Origin of the sequence: Rhodococcus sp. PAMC28707, from assembly GCF_004795915.1 — a bacterium.
Classification (GTDB): Bacteria; Actinomycetota; Actinomycetes; order Mycobacteriales; family Mycobacteriaceae; genus Rhodococcoides.
In genome coordinates this window covers 1,934,906-1,952,158 of record NZ_CP039253.1, presented here as the reverse complement: position 1 = coordinate 1,952,158, position 17,253 = coordinate 1,934,906, and the positions used below count along the sequence as shown (strand labels likewise).

The window sequence follows — 17,253 nt, the reverse complement described above, 5'->3', positions numbered from 1 at the left end:
ATTAGCAAGTAATGAAGACGGTGGGCCCGTGAGGTTCGACACTGCCCCGGTGTCGTGCGAGTGCTACTGCTCGGCGACCCTGGCCGTCGCGGCGATCGATTCTGCGGCAGCTGCGTCGTCGACCAGCATCTCGGCCTGCCCGGCGACCATGCCCGTCAAGATGGTCCGCGCGGTGGTCAGTAAGTCGGCGATGCGCGGTGACGTCAGGGCGTAAGAGACGGACAGTCCTTCTCGACGCGCGGCAACCAAGCCTGCTCTCCGCAGGATGGAGAGTTGCTGAGATAGATTCGCCGGCTCGATACCGACCTCGGGGAGCATTTCCGAGACGGCATGCTCGCGCTCGCTCAGAAGCTCCAAGATGCGAATGCGTGCAGGGTGACCGAGGGTTTTGAAGAAGTCGGCCTTCATTCGATACAAGGGCTCGCGTGAATGTGCCACTACGCCTCCAGTTTTTCGAGCAGGACTGTCGGGATCCCACGGTCGTGGTACTTGCGAATCTTAGCAACTAACGTGGGTGGCGACGGGATTGCATCCGTCGACCAGTCTGTTTCTTACCTCTCGATGGACCGCTGATGATCGGTACTACTGAATTTCAACCGAGTTCACCGATGAACGAGCGCGCCGCCGAATTGGTGGGTTCCTCGGTCCGGCATACCAATGTCAATTCTCTTGTGGGAGAAGGATGTACGTCGATGGCAACCGTGGTCAGGCCGGCATGGCGCCGCGCAAGAGGCTCTGGAATTATCGCGACACCGAGGCTGTGACGCACCAACCCCAACAATCGTTCCATGTCGCTGATCCGGAATGTGATGTCACGGTCGACGCCTGCATTGTCGAACAGTGCGTCGACGACGGTCTGTAAGCCGCGGCCGGCCTCGAAGTCGATGAACGGATAGTCGGCGAGCTCGGCGAGAGAAACTGAATTCCGTTGCGCCAGAGGATGTCCGTCGGCTACGGCGAGAGTCAACAACTCGGTGTAGGTCGCCAGCGCGAAAATCCCGACCTCCAGGGGTTGCGCATCCAGTGCGACGAAGGCCAGATCCAGCTTCCCTCCGACGAGTGCGTCCAGCAACTCGGCGGTGGTTCCTTCGCGCAGGGTCACTGCTACACCCGGGTGGGCGGAGTGAAATCGGCCCAGAGTGGCGGGCAAGTCGATGGCAGTGAATGTTTGGACGGTTCCGATTGCGACAGTGCCGGTTTCACCGTCGGAGATCTGACGCAGGGCATCGCGTGCATCGGCGACGTCGCCGGTGATTCTGCGGGCATATCGAAGCAGTACCGACCCGGAGGCGGTGAGAAGCACTCTGCGCGTGGTGCGTTCGAAGAGCGCGGTGCCGATCTCCTTTTCCAGTGCCCGGATCGACGAACTGAGCGCGGATTGCGAAATATGTAGCTGGGACGCCGCCCGGGTGAAATGACCTTCGGCTGCTACGGCGGTGAAGTGTTCGAGCTGTCGCAACTCCATTGAGCGATTCTATCAATGAATGAGTACGGAATAACATGTTGGACAGAACAACGAGACTTCTCGACCATGGGCACATGCACTCTGAAATGCCCACGACGACTCGGATGAACGGGCGGCTCGTCGGGATCATGGCAGTGATCTCCGGATTGGTGGTTGCCAATAGCTACTATGCCCAGCCGCTGGTGGGCGCGATCGCCGACAGCCTCGATGCTTCGATGACCCGAGTGGGCCTGGTGGTGACCGCCAGCCAAGTGGGGTATGCCATCGGGCTGGCACTTCTCGTACCGCTCGGCGACATGATCCAGCGCAGGAAGCTGATGACCTGGATGCTCGCGGTGACCTGCGCGTCCCTCGTGGTGATGGCGGTAGCACCGTCGTGGCAGGTGTTGGCATGTGCTGCGATGGTCGCGGGGGTCGGTTCTGTGGTCGGTCAGGTTCTGGTGCCATTCGCTGCCTCGCTGGCGGCCGAAGAAGAACGAGGCCGAGTCATCGGCAACGTGATGACAGGTCTGCTGCTGGGGATTCTGCTCTCACGCGTGGTAGCCGGATTGATTGCGTACGTCGCGGGCTGGAGAGCGGTCTTCGTCGTCGCAGCGATCTTGATGGTCGTCGCCGCGCTGCTGGTTCGCACGCTGCCCGTCTCGCCGCCGAGTGCGACGTCTTCGTATCGGGCGCTGCTTGCTTCTGTTGTAGAGCTCATCCGTGAAGAACCGGTGCTCCGGTGGCGTATCGGATACGGAACGCTTACGTATGCATCGTTCGGCGTGTTCTGGACGTCCATCGGATTTCTACTGTCCGGACCGGGGTACGGATGGTCCGATGCTCAGATCGGACTTTTCACCCTCGTCGGGGTGGCCGGTGCACTAGCTGCACGACTCGCAGGAACGCTGGCCGATCGCGGATATGCGCAGCGCCAGACGGGTTGGTTCGTGGCTCTCACGGCGCTCAGCTTCGTGCTGTTGGCACTCGGAGAGCACAACGTGTTTCTGCTGGCAGCGGGCGTGGCCTTGCTCGATCTCGGCATTCAGGGCACGCACATCAGTAACCAGAGCCTGTTCTATCCACTGCGGCCCGACGCCCGCAGCAGACTCAATACCGCCTACATGACGACCTATTTCATGGCGGGGTCGATCGGGAGCGCGCTGTCGGTCCTGGCCTACACCCAGGCCGGATGGACGGGGGTCTGCGTACTCGGTGCAAGCTTCCCCACGATCGGCTTCACGCTGTGGCTCGTCGAGCAGCGTAATCATCGAAACAGATGCTCTTGATGATTCACATATGCGTCGTGCCCGGATCAGGTACTCGATCCGGGCACGACTGTCGACAAGAACGCAGATGACTTCTAGTCAGATCGGTCGGAAGACTGAGTCTGCACTTGTCCCTCTGCCTTCTGCGCATGGCCTTCCGCGGAGTCGACGAACTCCTGAGAGTCGAACACCTCTCCACCGAGTGGATCGCGTCGCGCCTCGCCGGGTGAGTACTCGACGGCACCGGTGTCCGGGTGGATTCCGATCTGGTCGGACGAAAGCTGGTGGACAGCGACGACTACATGCCCCGCGCTCGGTGTAGTGAGATTCTCCCGAGACGGCGCGAGACCGGAGAAGGTCGAGGAGATTCCCGCACCACGCTTGCGGCGTACTGGACCGGCGGACTCGCTGCCCGCTGTCACCAACGCGCCATTGGACGCCTCGCCCGTCGCGGTGATTCGGACGTAGCTGGGGGTGGTGGCGACGTCGTAGTGGAAGGCCTTGAGCATCGAGATACACGCAAGAACCAGGACTATCGAGAACGGAACTGCAGTCGCGATCGACGCTGTTTGCAGAGCGGTCAGTGAACCGGAGCCGCCGACCAGGAGCAGGACTGCCGCCGCGACGCCCTCGAGAACTGCCCAGTACACCCGGGTGATCTTCGGGGTGTCGAGATCGCCACCGGTCGAAAGGATGTCGATCACCAAGGACCCCGAGTCCGAGGAGGTGACGAAGAAGAACACCACCACCAAAATTGCGAGAACGCTCGTGACCGTGGCGAGAGGGAATCCGTCGAGGAGGTGGAACAGCGTGGTGTTGGTGTCGACCTCACCGGCGGCAGTCAGCATGTCCTGGTCGTTGCGCTGACGCAGGATGCCGGCATCACCGAAGATGGTGAACCACAGCGAGCCGATGATGGTCGGCGCCAGCAGCACGCCGAACACGAACTGGCGGATGGTGCGGCCACGCGAAATACGCGCGATGAACATGCCCACGAACGGTGCCCAGCTCATCCACCAGCCCCAGTAGAAGATGGTCCACGCGCCCGCCCAGCCATCGTCGGCGAATGGGGAGGTGCGCAGCATCAACTCCGGTAGGGCTTGGACGTAGCCGCCGAGGTTCTGTACCCAGGATTGCATCAAGAACAGCGTGGGTCCGAGAATCAAAACGAACACTGCCAGGCTCGCAGCGAGCACCATGTTGATGTTGGAGAGCCATTTGAGGCCCTTCGACACTCCGGAGACGACGGAGAACGTTGCCAGTCCGGTGACGGCTGCGATGAGGATTATCGTGAGCCAGTTACTGCTCTCGATCCAGCCGAGGTACTCGAGTCCCGCCGAAATCTGCTGGACGCCGAAACCGAGGGAGGTCGCGACACCGAACATGGTCCCGACGATTGCAATGACATCGATGACGTGGCCGATGGTGCCTTCGATGCGCTTACGACCGAGCAAGGGCTCCAGGAGCCATCGAACGGAGAGCGGGCGACCCTTGCGGTATGTCATATAGGCGAGGCCCAGTCCGACGACCACGTAGATCGCCCACGCATGCAAACCCCAGTGGTACAGCGTGAGTTCCATGGCCTGGTTCGCGGCACCGTCGGTGGAACCTTCGATTCGTCCGGCTTCCGGCGGATTGACGTAGTGCGAGAGAGGCTCCGCGACGCCGTAGAACACCAGACCGATGCCCATCCCGGCGCTGAAGAGCATGGCGAACCAGGAGAGGACACCGAACTCGGGCTTCTCGTCGTCGCGTCCGAGGCGGATGTTGCCGATTCGGCTGATGCCGCAATACAGGGCGAACAAGACGAATCCGGTGGCACTGAGGATGTACCACCAGCCGACACCGTTGGTAATTGCAGTGTTGAGGGATTCGAACGCATCGGAGGCGGTACTGGCGAAGACCACCGAGAAGATGATCATTGCGAAAATTATCAGTGAGGCCGGTATGAATACCGGTTTGCGTAGGCCGCGCCATGCCGTGATCACAGAATTCATATCGAGGAAGATCCCTTGCATTGCTTGATGGATATGTAGAAAAAGTAATATCGATTCCAACTTACGGTAATGCGACCGGTGAACCCCCACCAAATCCAAGGGTCTCGTGTGCGGTCGAGCAATAGATCTGCAGCAGTGCGATGAACCGACGGGACGGTATCCGACGCCGCGCCAACCTGCCGTGAGTGGCGATTGCATCTGTTCGATTGTCGTTCGGTCGAAGTAACCGATAAACTGGCCCTCGGTGCGCCGGGAAGTCTGGTCGGCATGGTCCGACCATGCTCAAATGCTTGCCGATTCAGCCGGACGTCCCGTCAGTAGAGCGTCGTTACGGTGGCTGCGGACGCTCAACGAAAGGCTCGCCACATATGTCGTCGAACTCGCAACGGCTGCCGTTGTTCTCCCGCGGATCCTGGTCCGAAGCGGACCGTGTCGCCGCGATTCTGCGCAAGGAAACCGTCGGCGGCGTCTTGCTGCTCATCGCCGCAGTTGCGGCGTTGGCGTGGGCAAACTCGCCGTGGGCTGACGGTTACGAATCATTGATGAACGTGAAGGTCGGGCCCTCCGCGATACATCTGGATCTGACACTGTCGACTTGGGCGGCCGACGGTCTGCTCGCGATCTTCTTCTTCGTCGTCGGTCTGGAACTCAAGCGCGAATTCGTTGCCGGTGACCTTCGCGACCCTCGGCGCGCGGCATTGCCCATCGCTGCCGCGTTGGGTGGCATGATCGTTCCGATCATTATTTTCGTCGCCTTCAACCGCAATACCGGTGGTGGCGCACTGCAGGGTTGGGCGATTCCCACCGCTACAGATATCGCGTTTGCGGTCGCGATCCTCGCCGTAATCGGTACGCATCTGCCCACTGCGCTACGAACATTTCTGCTCACCCTCGCTGTGGTCGACGATCTTCTTGCGATCACCGTGATTGCGGTCTTCTATACCGACGATGTCAATTTCATTGCACTCGGCTTGGCATTGATTCCGCTGGCGTTGTTCACTTTCGCGGTTCAGAAACGGGTCCGGGCGTGGTGGATTCTCATCCCACTCGCGGTGATCACTTGGGCGATGGTGCATGAATCGGGAATCCACGCCACCGTGGCAGGCGTCCTTCTGGGGTTCGCTGTCCCGGTGGTGCGCAGTCGCGCACGCGGCGGCCCGGATGCCGGCCCCGGTCTGGCCGAATATTTCGAGCACCGAATCCGTCCGCTGTCCGCTGGAGTGGCCATACCCGTCTTCGCATTTTGCGCCGCGGGAGTCACCGTTGGAGGCTTCAGCGGTTTGACCAGCGCGCTGAGCGATCCAATTGCGCTGGGCATCATCTTCGGGTTGGTGTTGGGTAAAACTATCGGCATCTTCGGAACGACGTTCCTGCTGTCGAAATTTACGCGTGCATCACTCGACAAGTCTGTCCAGTGGATCGACATCCTGGGTATCTCGATACTCGCCGGGATCGGGTTCACGGTCTCGTTGCTGATCGGTGACCTCGCCTTCGGGCCAGGCACCGAACGTGATGATCACGTCAAGATCGGCGTTTTGGCTGGATCGATCCTGGCAGCACTGCTCGCTTCGGCGCTTTTGCGCATTCGAAACAAGGTGTACAAGCGGATTTACGAGGAAGAGACCTGCGACAACGACAACGACGGTATCCCCGACGTCTATCAATCGGACACAGTTGGTCGTGACAACTGATCGGGACGTGTGATCGCAACTCCTACTGGTAAATCTCCTGTGGCCAAGGTAGACATCGTTGCAGCGTGAACGGTATTATTCCACTGATTCGACCCTTGGGGCGTGTGACGCTGGTGTCGTTTCAGGTGAATGGACCAAGCGTGGCGCCATGATGGTGTTGCTCGTGTGTGGCGGTCTCCATGTACCGGCCCCATCAACGAGCTCATCCGGAAGGTGTTGTGAACCAAAGCAATAGCGATGTGAACGAAACGTCGGCAGGCGACAAGTTCGACGATCAGCACTACCCGGCGTACAACATCGGCACCGCCGCACAGATGTTGAATGCGACTCCCGGATTTCTACGCAGCCTCGACGAGGCCAACCTGTTGATTCCTCATAGATCCGACGGCGGTCACCGGCGATACTCTCGCTTCCAACTCAGGATTGCGTCGAGGGTCCGTGATCTGCTCGATCAGGGCACTGCGCTCGATGCCGCGTGCCGCATCGTCGTCCTCGAAGATCAGCTTGCGGCAGCTCACCGCACCAATGCCCATCTTCAGGAAGTCATCGACGGTTCGGACGAATCATCCGCCACCGAGATATGAGTCGCTTCCACCGCTGAGCACGCAGATCCGAAGTGTGCGTAAGCCATCTTGGTGCTCGGAAGACGAAGGGCCCCGGTGCACGATCGCACCGGGGCCCTGGTGGGGAATTACTACCATCTATTTCCACTTGCCTGATGACATTTGCGGTGTCCGCCCGAAAAACAAGAGCATGGGCGAACTGACGATGCAACTCCTCCCTTCTTCCAATTACCAACTAACCCTGCTTGTACTGCACCTGCGTCGGCGGTGACGTAAAAAAACTCGAACCGCCGGTCTTCTCGCGGGTAGTTCGTCCTCTCCCGCGCCTTTCGATCTCTTCTTTCGTGTACGAGAATTACTGTAAACCACTGAAACCACAATGTCTACCCCAGCGACCATAGATTTTTTCGAGTGTCCGGTCTGCCCCCATGCTCCGGTCTATCTTCGATAACTGGACCGCCGAAAACTTCGCAAGGAGAACCAGCCATGCCCATGACATCGTCTGCGCAAAACCCTGCTCACCGCGATCCTGCTTCATGACCACGCAGAGTCGGCCTCGAGTGTTGATAGTCGGCGGCGGCTTCGGTGGTCTTTACGCCGCCCGAGCATTACGTCGCAGTGACGTCGACGTCACCGTGCTGGAGCGCGGTACGTCTCATGTCTTTCAACCCCTGCTCTACCAGTGTGCGACGGGATTGGTGTCCGAAGGATCCATTTCGAGTCCACTCCGGCACCTGCTGCGCAGGCAGAAGAATGCTCACGTCGCACTCGGTGAGGCAACCACAGTCGATCCCGGGGCGCGGGTGGTGACCGCGAGCAGATTCGACGGTTCGACTTACGAGTTCGCTTACGACTATCTCGTGGTGGCTGCCGGTATGCAGCAGTCGTATCACGGGCACGACGAGTACATCCAGCACGCGCCGGGCATGAAGACGCTCGACGACGCTTTGACCGTCCGCCGTAAGCTGATTGCGGCATTCGAGATGGCGGAAGCATTGTCCACCGCAGAGGAACGGCGGCCGTGGTTGACGTTCGCCGTCGCGGGCGGGGGGCCGACGGGCGTGGAGCTGGCCGGACAGATCCGCGAACTGGCAACCAGGGCGTTGGCTGACGAGTTCAGGTCCATCGACCCAGGTGAAGCGCGGGTGCTGCTACTGCACGGTGACGATCGAGTCCTGCCCTCGTTCGACAGGAAGTTGTCCGCTGCGGCGCAGAAAACCCTGGATACCGTCGGCGTCGAAACGCACTTGGGTGTGCACGTCACCGATGTCACCGGCACCGACGTCGAAACCACGTCGAAGGCGGAGCCGAAGACGGTCACTCGTTACGACACTCGAACCGTGCTGTGGACGGCGGGCGTCGAAGCAGTTCCGTTTGCTCGGCAACTGGCGGAGGCTCTCGGTGTCGAGCAGGACCGATCGGGACGAATTGCTGTCGAGTCGGATCTATCGGTGCCGGGCCACCGCAACGTGTGGGTCGTCGGCGACTTGATGTCCTATCAGGATCTGGCGGGCGTCGCCGAGGTCGCCATGCAGGGTGGGCGTCACGTCGGTTCGCTCATCGCCACCGATTCGAGCGACCCGACTGCCTCACGACAGGCGTTCCGCTACCGAGACTTCGGCACCGCGGCCTACATCTCCCGCGGGCACGCGCTCGTTCAGGCCGGACCGCTGCGGATGTCCGGGTTCCTCGGCTGGGTGTCCTGGGGAGTCATCCACATCGCGTTTCTCTCGGGGGCCCGCAATCGCGTCGGCACGCTTATCAACTGGGCTGCAACTCTGGCGACCGGTTCTCGCCGCGAGCGAGCGATCACCTTCGGCGACCCGGAAACTGCGCGCAGGCCCTACCGCTAGCGGGGCGATAGTGAGGAGTAGTACTCCGCCTGGGCAGGGTAATAGTCGTCGAAACTCGGAAGTGGCTCCTCGTTTCGAGAGTTGACGAGCATGTCGAGGTAGTACTCCCATCCGGGACCTATTTCGCCGATCCCTTCGGTGTCGCTCAGATGTTGGATCAGCGTCACGAATGTGGTGCCTTGGGACTCGGTCAGGAGCACTTCCATGCTCCAGCTTCCGGCATCGTGGATCATCGAGACCGCCAGTCGCGACGGCGCCTCGCAGGCGTCGATGCGCATCTCGGACCAGGGTGCACCTTCCTCGAAAGCCATCTGAACACGAATCATGTTCTTTGGCAATCGTTTCCATGGGCCGAACCATAGTGCCGTGCGGTCGGATTCGGTGAGCGATGGCCAGACGTCCTCTCGGGAGGCTGCAATCGCTCGGGTCAACTCGAGATCGATACCGTCGGCCGCCCGACGGAGGATTCCGGTGGGATTCATCGGCCAATTATGCACCGTTGCCAGTTGATCGAGTGACTTCGTCGCTTGACCCTGACACTGTGACAAGGAGTGGAGTAGTCGAGTGAAGGAGGTGGCTGTCGTGAACACGACCAACCAGGGCGAGCCGCATACTCGCCTGCTCGACGCTCTTGCCGCTACCAATTCCTCGACGCGACTGCGGGCGGCCCTCTCGGCCGGAACGCTCGGTGATCCTGGCTCAGGCTTTGCTGGCGCGGTGTGCCGTCGAACCGGACTTCTTCGTTCGGGACATGCTGACGTGGGCTTTGTGCCGACTTCCGTCGGAGATCACGGTCCCGAGGTTGCTCGAGGCGCTGTCCTCGGCCACGGCGCAGGCTCGTAGCCAAGCACTGCACACTCTGTCCAAGATCGGTGATCGGACGGCATGGCCGGCCGTATCGGCACTGCTGCACGACGCGCACGACGAGGTTGCGCTCAGCGCTTGGCGAGCCGCCGTGGTCCTCGTCCCGTCGGGCGCCGAGGGTGAGCTCGCGGCCGACTTGGTCGCGGCGCTCGGACGGGGTGACCATGATATGCAGCTCAGCCTGGGCCGCGCGTTGGCAGCGCTGGGGTCGGACGCGTCGCCGGCTCTGCATGCCGCTGGAGCGAGCCGTGATCCACGTGTCCGCGCTCATGCGGCGGCGACGGAAAGGCTGGTGAACGACCCCGAGAGTAGTTTCACCCTTTTCGTCGAGATGGCCAAGCGTGTCGCGGTGACTGGACCGGATTCATAGGCGGGAGGCGTGAAAGATGTTGATAGGTGAAGTGTCCCGGCGTTCGGGAGTCAGCACCCGCATGCTGCGTCACTACGACGCCATCGGTCTGGTGCAGCCGACGGCCCGCACTTCCGGTGGATATCGCGAATACGCCACCGCCGACATTCGTCGCCTCTTCCAGGTCGAGTGCCTCAGAACGTTGGGGTTGTCTCTCAGCGATGCCAAGCGTGCACTCGATGAGCCGGACTTCGCGCCCGCCGAATTGGTGGGGGCGCTCATCGAGCACACGAAGACGCGGATCGCTGCAGAAGAGGAACTTCTCAGAAAGCTCGAAAGGGTCGACACGACTTCGCAGTGGGGTGACGTCATGGGCACCATCGCGTTGCTACGTGAGCTCGAATCGGAATCGGGCGCCCGCCGTCAGCAAGCGGTGTTGGCCCAGCACGAGCGCACGCCGCTTCCCGTCGATGCGCTCGTCGAGGCTGCCCTGTCGGAGGATGACCCGAATGTAGCTGGAGCACTGCGGTGGTCGCTCGCGAGGGGAGCAGGTGAGGGGTTGGCGGCTTTGGCCGGCGGTCTGGCGTCGGAGTCGGTCAAGGTTCGGCGCCGTGCAGCCGCCGCAATCGCGGAGATACCCACCACTGAAGCAACGGCGCTGCTGAAGACTGCACTCACCGATTGTGATGTCGCCGTGCGAGACCGGGCTGCGTTGGCCATCGGCATGCGGCGCGTCGCCGAGGCTGTTCCTGCCCTTCTCCGGATAGTGATCGAGGGACGGTCCGACGTCGAGGCTGCCGAGGTGCTGGGATTGTTGGCCGACGACCCGACCATTTCCGAAGACATCATCCGAGCGATGCAGGACAAGCTCGACGCTACGGTCGATGCCTCGATCCGTTTGCGAATTACTCAGGCGCTCGCCGAGATTCCGGGAGCCCGGGCGCGGGACCTACTCGCCGAGTTGACCCGCGACGGCGATCGGACTGTTGCCGGGACCGCGGCGGCGATCCTTCGACTCCGACTCCGACTCCGACTCCGACTCCGACTCCGACTCCGGCACTGAGGCGCAACGCCACATGACGTCTCAGGCGGTCATCGGCGATCGACGTAGATGACTTCGATGGCGTTGTTTCCGTAGCCCAACCGGTTCCACCGCGGAACGTCGGGTTGTACGTTTCCGGCGGCGTCGGTCGCTCTGACTCTCAGCGTGTGTCTCCCGATGTCGTTCGTGTCCCAGGTAAAGCTCCAGTCCTGCCAGTGGTATCCACTCGAGGTCGGTTCCAGCTGGGCCGGAAGCCAATCACCTTCTCCGGTGAGGCTGACATCGACGCGCGCGATGGGGCCTGTGCCCGACCATGCCTTGCCCCGGACTGTGTAGGGCCCGCGGCCGATGATCGAGCCCGGCGTCGGGTCTGTGATCCGGGCTCGTGGGTGCATCAGGGTTACCGCTTCGTGCGGTCGGTCCGGCCACTCGTACATGTAGTGGCCGGTCTGGAATTCGCCGGTGTAGGGCTCGGTGAGCACGTCGATCCGCTTGAGCCATTTCACCGACGCAACCGCGTACCAGTGGGGAACGATCAACCGAAACGGTGCGCCGTGGTCGGGCCTCAGAGGCTCACCGTTCATTTCGTAGGCGATGAGGATTCCCGACTCCGGGTCGGTGGCATCCGAGAGTGGGAGGGACCGCGTGAAGGTGATGTCGTCCTGATCGGTGTCGGGAAGGACCGCCTCGAGATGGTAAGGCCCGTGGTCGGCACCCTGGGCAAGGATTTCGACTCCCTGCGCCGATGGCTCGACCCTCGCCAATATCTCGTGAAGGAGCGCGCCTTTCCATCGTGCCGTGGAGACGGCGTAGTCACCCCAGGGCTCACCGGTCGGTAGCGGCCTCATCTCCAGGCGGCCGTTGCCTGCACATTCCAGCGTGACGGTGTGTTCGTGTGCCGGCATCGCGCGCAGATCGTCGAGGGTCAGGACGGTCGGATGGCTTACCGCGCCACCGATCTCCACAGTGCCGTCGTGAACGGGCAACGCGAAGTTGCTTCGCACGTAGTGGAGCTCGGTGGGAGTGATCTTGCCAGTGAGCGCCGCTGGCGGCGCCTCGGCGTTGTAGGGCGCGGGGTTGATCATCACCAACGCGGCGCGCGCCGCCTCGAGATCACGGGCTTCGGTCATGGCTCAGTCTCCTTGTGTGGTTCGAACGCGCGATCGTCTGCTCTATCTGCTCCCATAATGTCCCATGTCAGAAACCTCCGATGGGGTTTTTCTGCAGGTCAGGTGACCGTGTGGGCGTGGTACCGCTAGCGAGCCACGACACAGAACCGCGTGAGCTCGTCACTTTCGCGTCATGACTGTCGGTGGAGGCATAAAGGAACCGTAAGGATCTTCGGCGGGGTGGTTTTGTCGGCGTAGACATATCCATGAACGTCGGGCGATGTGCCCGTCGACCAGCGCGTATAAGCGTTGACCCCACTATGTCGAAGAGGCATGAACATCCATGGCTGATCTGGGCTATCTCGCCGTCACCGCCGTGGGATTCGGTGTATGTGCACTGATCCTGCGGTTGTTGGCGAACACTGCAACCTCGAAGGTGAAGACGAAGTGACCACCGACGGAATCATCAGCATCGTCCTGGTGGTCATCGCTGCTCTGACGGCGATTTACTTATTCGTCGCACTACTCGATCCAGAGAGGTTCTGATCAGATGAATGCCGCTCTGGCTGCCGGACTTCAGATTGCCTTCGTCGTGGCTGTTCTGGCTATTGCCTATGTTCCACTCGGGGACTACATGGCGAAGGTTTTCGCCACCGAACACGATACCGACGAGGAAGGTGCCGGCTCCGGCCACGCCGCAGGAGGTCGCACTGCGACACTCCAGCGGACACGCGGCGGCACGACCACGGCCTGGGCCGACCTGCGTGTCGAATCGTGGATCTATCGGATCTGCCGAATCGATCCCCGCTCACAGCAGACCTGGGTGGGCTACTCGCTGTCGCTGCTCGGCTTCTCTGCTGCGAGCGTCGTCTTTCTCTATACGCTGCAACGTATTCAGGGAGTGCTGCCGCTGAACGGCGGTTTGTCGGGAGTGAGCCCGTCGGTCGCCTTCAACACCGCTGTCTCGTTCACTACGAACACCAACTGGCAGTCGTATACCCCCGAAACGACGCTGTCGAACCTGACCCAGCCGATGGGCTTGGCTGTACAGAACTTCGTTTCTGCCGCGGTCGGTATTGCCGTCGCCATCGCCGTCATTCGCGGATTCGTACGGGTCCGTACCGGTGGGGAGATCGGCAACTTCTGGGTCGATCTTGTTCGCGCTTCGCTTCGTATCCTGCTTCCGCTGTCGTTCATCATTGCCCTGATCCTGTTGACGCAAGGCGCTATTCAGTCCTTCAGCTCGGGATTCGCCTCGACCGGTCTCGACGGTGTGACAGTGAGCAATGCGTTGGCACCGGTTGCTTCTCAGGAAGCGATCAAGGAACTCGGAACCAACGGTGGCGGAATTATGGCGGCCAACGCCGCGCACCCGTTCGAGAACCCGTCTCCCTTCTCCAACGTTGTCGAAATCATTGCGATCCTTCTCATTCCGGTCGCTTTGACGCGCACCTTCGGAACGATGGTCGGCGATCGTAAGCAGGGGCTGACGCTGCTCGCAGTCATGGCTGCACTGTTCGCAACGATGCTCACCGTCATTGCGCTCGCTGAATCCGGTGCTCGCGGCGTTGCCGCTCAGGCTGCCGGTTCGATGATGGAGGGTAAGGAAGTTCGCTTCGGAATTCCCGGATCGACCCTGTTCGCGGTAGCGACTACCGGAACATCCACGGGTGCAGTCAACTCCGCGCACGACAGTATGTCTCCGCTCGGTGGTGGCGCCGCCATCCTGAACATGTTGTTCGGTGAGATCGCGCCCGGTGGGGTGGGCACCGGCCTGTACGGACTGCTCGTGTTGGCGATCATCGCAGTGTTCGTCGGTGGACTTCTCGTCGGCCGTACTCCCGAGTTCCTCGGCAAGAAGATCGGTCAGCGTCAGATCACACTCGCTGCCTTGTCCGTTCTGGTCATGCCGGCCCTGGTGTTGGTGGGAACCTCCATCTCGGTGATTCTCTCGTCCACCACTGGCTACCAGGGGAATTCGGGCGACCCCGGAACCCCGAGCTCGATCCACGGGTTCAGTGAAGTGCTCTACGCCTACACCTCAGCCTCCAACAACAACGGCAGCGCATTCGGTGGCCTGACGGTGACCAGTGACTGGTTCCAGACTTCACTCGGCCTTGCCATGTTGCTCGGGCGATTCCTGCCGATCATCTTCGTTCTGGCGCTCGCCGGATCACTGGCTACATCGAAGCGAACCGCACCCAATACCGGCACGCTGCCGACCAACGGCCCGCTCTTCGGTGGACTGTTGCTCGGAACTGCCGTACTCGTTGCGGCACTTACCTTCTTCCCGGCCCTCGCTCTGGGCCCGATCGCAGAGGCATTGCAATGACCGTCACATCATCTCGATTGATAGACAACGAAACCGACGTCGTCGACTCGTCGACACCGGTGAAGGCCGGTTACTTCAGCCCACGGCAGATGTGGACCTCGCTCCCCGCAGCCTTCGGCAAGCTCGACCCACGACACCTTGCCCGCAATCCGGTCATGTTCGTGGTACTCATCGGATCGGTCATCACTACCGTTCTCGCAGTGAGCAACCCGTCGGTGTTCTCCTGGCTGGTCACAGCCTGGCTCTGGTTCACGCTGCTGTTCGCGAACCTGGCCGAATCCGTTGCGGAAGGTAGAGGTAAGGCGCAGGCCGCGAGCCTGCGTGCCGTCAAACGCGACACCATCGCGCGCCGACGAACATCCTCGGGAGCTATCGAAGAAGTACCGGGCACCGAATTGCGGATCGGCGACGAGGTAGTCGTCTCCGCCGGCGAGATAATCCCCGGCGACGGTGACGTCATCGAAGGCATTGCCACCGTCGACGAATCGGCGATCACCGGCGAATCCGCGCCGGTTGTGCGCGAATCGGGCGGCGACCGCTGCGCAGTGACCGGCGGAACCGGTGTGCTGTCCGACGAGATCGTCGTAAAAATCACCTCCGCTCAAGGTGAGTCGTTCGTCGACCGCATGATCGCACTCGTCGAGGGCGCATCGCGCCAGAAGACGCCGAACGAGATTGCGCTCAACATCCTGCTCGCCTCGCTCACGATCATCTTTCTTCTTGCGGTAGTCGCAATCGGTCCGATGGGCGCCTACGGCGGCGAAGCACAGGATCCGATCAAGTTGATCGCCCTGCTGGTGTGCCTCATCCCCACGACCATCGGCGCATTGCTGTCCGCTATCGGCATCGCCGGTATGGACCGCCTCGTGCAGCGCAACGTGCTGGCGATGTCCGGGCGCGCTGTCGAAGCCGCAGGCGATATCGACACACTGCTGATGGACAAGACCGGGACGATCACCTACGGCAATCGTCGCGCCACCGGGTTGCACCCAGCTCCCGGCGTCACAGCCGGAGAACTCGCAGCTGCTGCTCGCCTGTCGTCATTGGCCGACGGCACACCGGAAGGACGCAGCATCGTCGATCTCTGCACCCGCGACTACTCGTTGCCTGCGCAGGCCACCGACAGTGAGAAGACCGGCGAGTTCGTGGCGTTCACTGCACAGACGCGGATGAGTGGTATCGATCTCGACGGCGTCCAGGTCCGGAAAGGCGCAACCGACTCGGTACTCGAGTGGGTTCGCGCCAACGGCGGACCGCTGATCAACCCGGAGGTCGACGAGACGACACACACCATCGCGTCGATGGGTGCTACTCCGCTCGTCGTCGCATCCGGCCCGATCGGTGGGCCGGTACGTGCTCTGGGCGTCATCGAACTCTCCGACGTCGTGAAGCCGCATATCGCCGAACGGTTTGCACAGCTGCGTGCGATGGGCATCAGGACGGTCATGGTCACCGGTGACAATCCGTTGACAGCCAAAGCAATTGCCGACGAAGCAGGTGTGGACGACTTCCTCGCCGAAGCGACACCCGAGGACAAACTCGCACTCATCCGCAAGGAGCAAGAAGGTGGACGGCTCGTCGCCATGACGGGTGACGGCACCAATGACGCACCCGCACTTGCCCAGGCAGATGTCGGCGTAGCGATGAACACCGGCACGTCGGCGGCCAAAGAGGCCGGCAACATGGTCGATCTCGATTCCGACCCGACCAAGTTGATCGAGGTCGTCGAGATCGGCAAGCAGTTGCTGATCACCCGCGGTGCCTTGACCACGTTCTCCCTGGCCAACGATCTGGCGAAGTACTTCGCCATTCTGCCGGCCATGTTCAGCGTCGTGTATCCGCAGCTGGGTGCACTCAACATCATGGGTCTCGCGACTCCGGAGTCCGCGATCCTGTCGGCGGTCATCTTCAATGCACTGGTGATCATCGGGCTCATACCTCTGGCACTCAAAGGTGTTCGCTATGTTCCGTCGAGTGCATCGACGTTGCTCAGGCGCAACCTCCTGCTCTACGGAGTGGGTGGTGTCATTACGCCGTTCGTCGGTATTTGGCTCATCGACCTCGTTGTTCGATTCATCCCAGGGATAGGCTGACATGCGGTTCGTACAGAGGTTTTTCGGGCAGATCGCGGCAGGATTGTCGGTTCTGTTGGTATTGACGGTCATCTTGGGTATCGGTTACCCGGCGGCAGTCTGGGCAGTGAGCCGTATCGGCTCGAACTCTGCCGAGGGCTCGCCGTTGACCGACGCCAACGGTTGCGTCGTAGGTAGCAGCCTCGTCGGTGTCGACACACAGGTCGACGCCGGGCAACCGGATCCCTTCTTCCATGCCCGCGTCACCGGGTCGGTATCGGATGAGGATGCTTTCGCAACGGGTGACCCGGCAGCAGGATTGCCGACCAACCAGGGACCGAGCAGTGAGGCTCTGGCGGCATTCGTCGAGGAGCGTCGCGAGGTGATCGCCGAGCGCGAGAACGTCGACCCCGCCGCTGTTCCGGTCGATGCGTTGACCGGCTCAGGATCGGGCATCGACCCCCAGATCAGTCCGGCGTACGCGCAGATTCAGATCGAACGAGTCGCGACCGTCAACGGAATGAGTAAGGACACTGTCGCCTCGTTGGTAGCCGAGCACACCGACGGCCGCCAGTTCGGGTTCCTCGGCAGTGAGAGAGTGAACGTGGCCGAGCTCAACCTTGCGCTCGGTTTGACCGCGCCGGGCTGCGGCACACGCTAAGCATCGAG

Annotated in this window: 14 protein-coding genes and 1 pseudogene; 10 read left to right on the top strand and 5 right to left on the bottom strand. The window is 61.5% G+C overall.

Annotated features, from left to right (window positions below):
• Positions 1-63: 63 nt before the first annotated feature.
• Both E5720_RS08860 and E5720_RS08855 read right to left on the bottom strand, forming a co-directional pair.
• Positions 64-408 carry a metalloregulator ArsR/SmtB family transcription factor gene (locus tag E5720_RS08860; RefSeq protein WP_136172542.1) on the bottom strand — a complete coding sequence of 115 codons (345 nt, stop codon included), beginning with the start codon at positions 406-408 and terminating at the stop codon, positions 64-66.
• Between the two features lie 184 nt (positions 409-592).
• Complete coding sequence (locus E5720_RS08855; protein ID WP_136170356.1) at positions 593-1,465, bottom strand: LysR family transcriptional regulator; 873 nt, start codon at positions 1,463-1,465, stop codon at positions 593-595.
• Between the two features lie 74 nt (positions 1,466-1,539).
• Here E5720_RS08855 and E5720_RS08850 point away from each other — a divergent pair, with 74 nt between their 5' ends.
• Positions 1,540-2,733 (top strand): MFS transporter, encoded by a 1,194-nt coding sequence (locus tag E5720_RS08850; protein WP_247596235.1) that lies wholly within the window; start codon positions 1,540-1,542, stop codon positions 2,731-2,733.
• A gap of 74 nt (positions 2,734-2,807) precedes the next feature.
• On the opposite strand, the gene E5720_RS08845 is transcribed toward E5720_RS08850, so the two are convergent.
• Positions 2,808-4,709, bottom strand: coding sequence for a BCCT family transporter (locus E5720_RS08845; RefSeq protein ID WP_136170355.1), 1,902 nt, complete (start codon positions 4,707-4,709; stop codon positions 2,808-2,810).
• Between the two features lie 368 nt (positions 4,710-5,077).
• Here E5720_RS08845 and nhaA point away from each other — a divergent pair, with 368 nt between their 5' ends.
• The 3 genes from nhaA to E5720_RS08830 all read left to right on the top strand — a co-directional run bounded on the left by nhaA (position 5,078) and on the right by E5720_RS08830 (position 8,816).
• Complete coding sequence (nhaA, locus tag E5720_RS08840) at positions 5,078-6,400, top strand: Na+/H+ antiporter NhaA (protein WP_136170354.1); 1,323 nt, start codon at positions 5,078-5,080, stop codon at positions 6,398-6,400.
• A 296-nt stretch (positions 6,401-6,696) separates the two neighbouring features.
• Positions 6,697-6,984, top strand: a complete 288-nt coding sequence (locus E5720_RS08835; protein ID WP_247596301.1) for a MerR family transcriptional regulator — start codon at positions 6,697-6,699, stop codon at positions 6,982-6,984.
• A 515-nt stretch (positions 6,985-7,499) separates the two neighbouring features.
• Positions 7,500-8,816: an NAD(P)/FAD-dependent oxidoreductase gene (locus E5720_RS08830; RefSeq protein ID WP_136170353.1), complete on the top strand. Its 1,317-nt coding sequence runs from the start codon at positions 7,500-7,502 to the stop codon at positions 8,814-8,816.
• Here E5720_RS08830 and E5720_RS08825 read toward each other — a convergent pair.
• Positions 8,813-9,298, bottom strand: coding sequence for an SRPBCC domain-containing protein (locus E5720_RS08825; RefSeq protein ID WP_136170352.1), 486 nt, complete (start codon positions 9,296-9,298; stop codon positions 8,813-8,815). The two genes, E5720_RS08830 and E5720_RS08825, sit on opposite strands and share 4 nt — an antisense overlap.
• 100 nt (positions 9,299-9,398) lie before the next feature.
• On the opposite strand from E5720_RS08825, the pseudogene E5720_RS08820 reads away from it, so the two are divergent.
• Positions 9,399-10,050: pseudogene (locus E5720_RS08820) on the top strand (HEAT repeat domain-containing protein).
• Between the two features lie 16 nt (positions 10,051-10,066).
• Positions 10,067-11,092, top strand: a complete 1,026-nt coding sequence (locus E5720_RS08815; RefSeq protein ID WP_136170351.1) for a MerR family transcriptional regulator — start codon at positions 10,067-10,069, stop codon at positions 11,090-11,092.
• Positions 11,093-11,121: 29 nt separating this feature from the next.
• Here the strand turns inward: E5720_RS08815 and E5720_RS08810 are convergent, their stop codons facing one another.
• A complete protein-coding gene (locus tag E5720_RS08810; RefSeq protein WP_136170350.1) occupies positions 11,122-12,201 on the bottom strand; it encodes a sulfite oxidase in 1,080 nt (359 codons plus the stop codon).
• A gap of 426 nt (positions 12,202-12,627) precedes the next feature.
• Between E5720_RS08810 and kdpF the strand changes: the two genes are divergently transcribed.
• Genes kdpF through E5720_RS08790 form a run of 4 tightly spaced genes read left to right on the top strand, consistent with a single transcriptional unit; the run spans position 12,628 to position 17,245 of the window.
• Positions 12,628-12,726: a K(+)-transporting ATPase subunit F gene (gene kdpF, locus E5720_RS08805; protein WP_125458724.1), complete on the top strand. Its 99-nt coding sequence runs from the start codon at positions 12,628-12,630 to the stop codon at positions 12,724-12,726.
• A 4-nt stretch (positions 12,727-12,730) separates the two neighbouring features.
• The gene (gene kdpA, locus E5720_RS08800) at positions 12,731-14,512 is read left to right on the top strand and encodes a potassium-transporting ATPase subunit KdpA (protein WP_136170349.1); all 1,782 of its coding nucleotides are present in this window, start codon (positions 12,731-12,733) and stop codon (positions 14,510-14,512) included.
• Positions 14,509-16,605: a potassium-transporting ATPase subunit KdpB gene (kdpB, locus tag E5720_RS08795; protein ID WP_136170348.1), complete on the top strand. Its 2,097-nt coding sequence runs from the start codon at positions 14,509-14,511 to the stop codon at positions 16,603-16,605. The genes kdpA and kdpB overlap by 4 nt, the downstream gene beginning before the upstream one ends.
• A gap of 1 nt (position 16,606) precedes the next feature.
• Positions 16,607-17,245, top strand: coding sequence for a potassium-transporting ATPase subunit C (locus E5720_RS08790; RefSeq protein WP_136170347.1), 639 nt, complete (start codon positions 16,607-16,609; stop codon positions 17,243-17,245).
• Positions 17,246-17,253 lie beyond the last annotated feature (8 nt).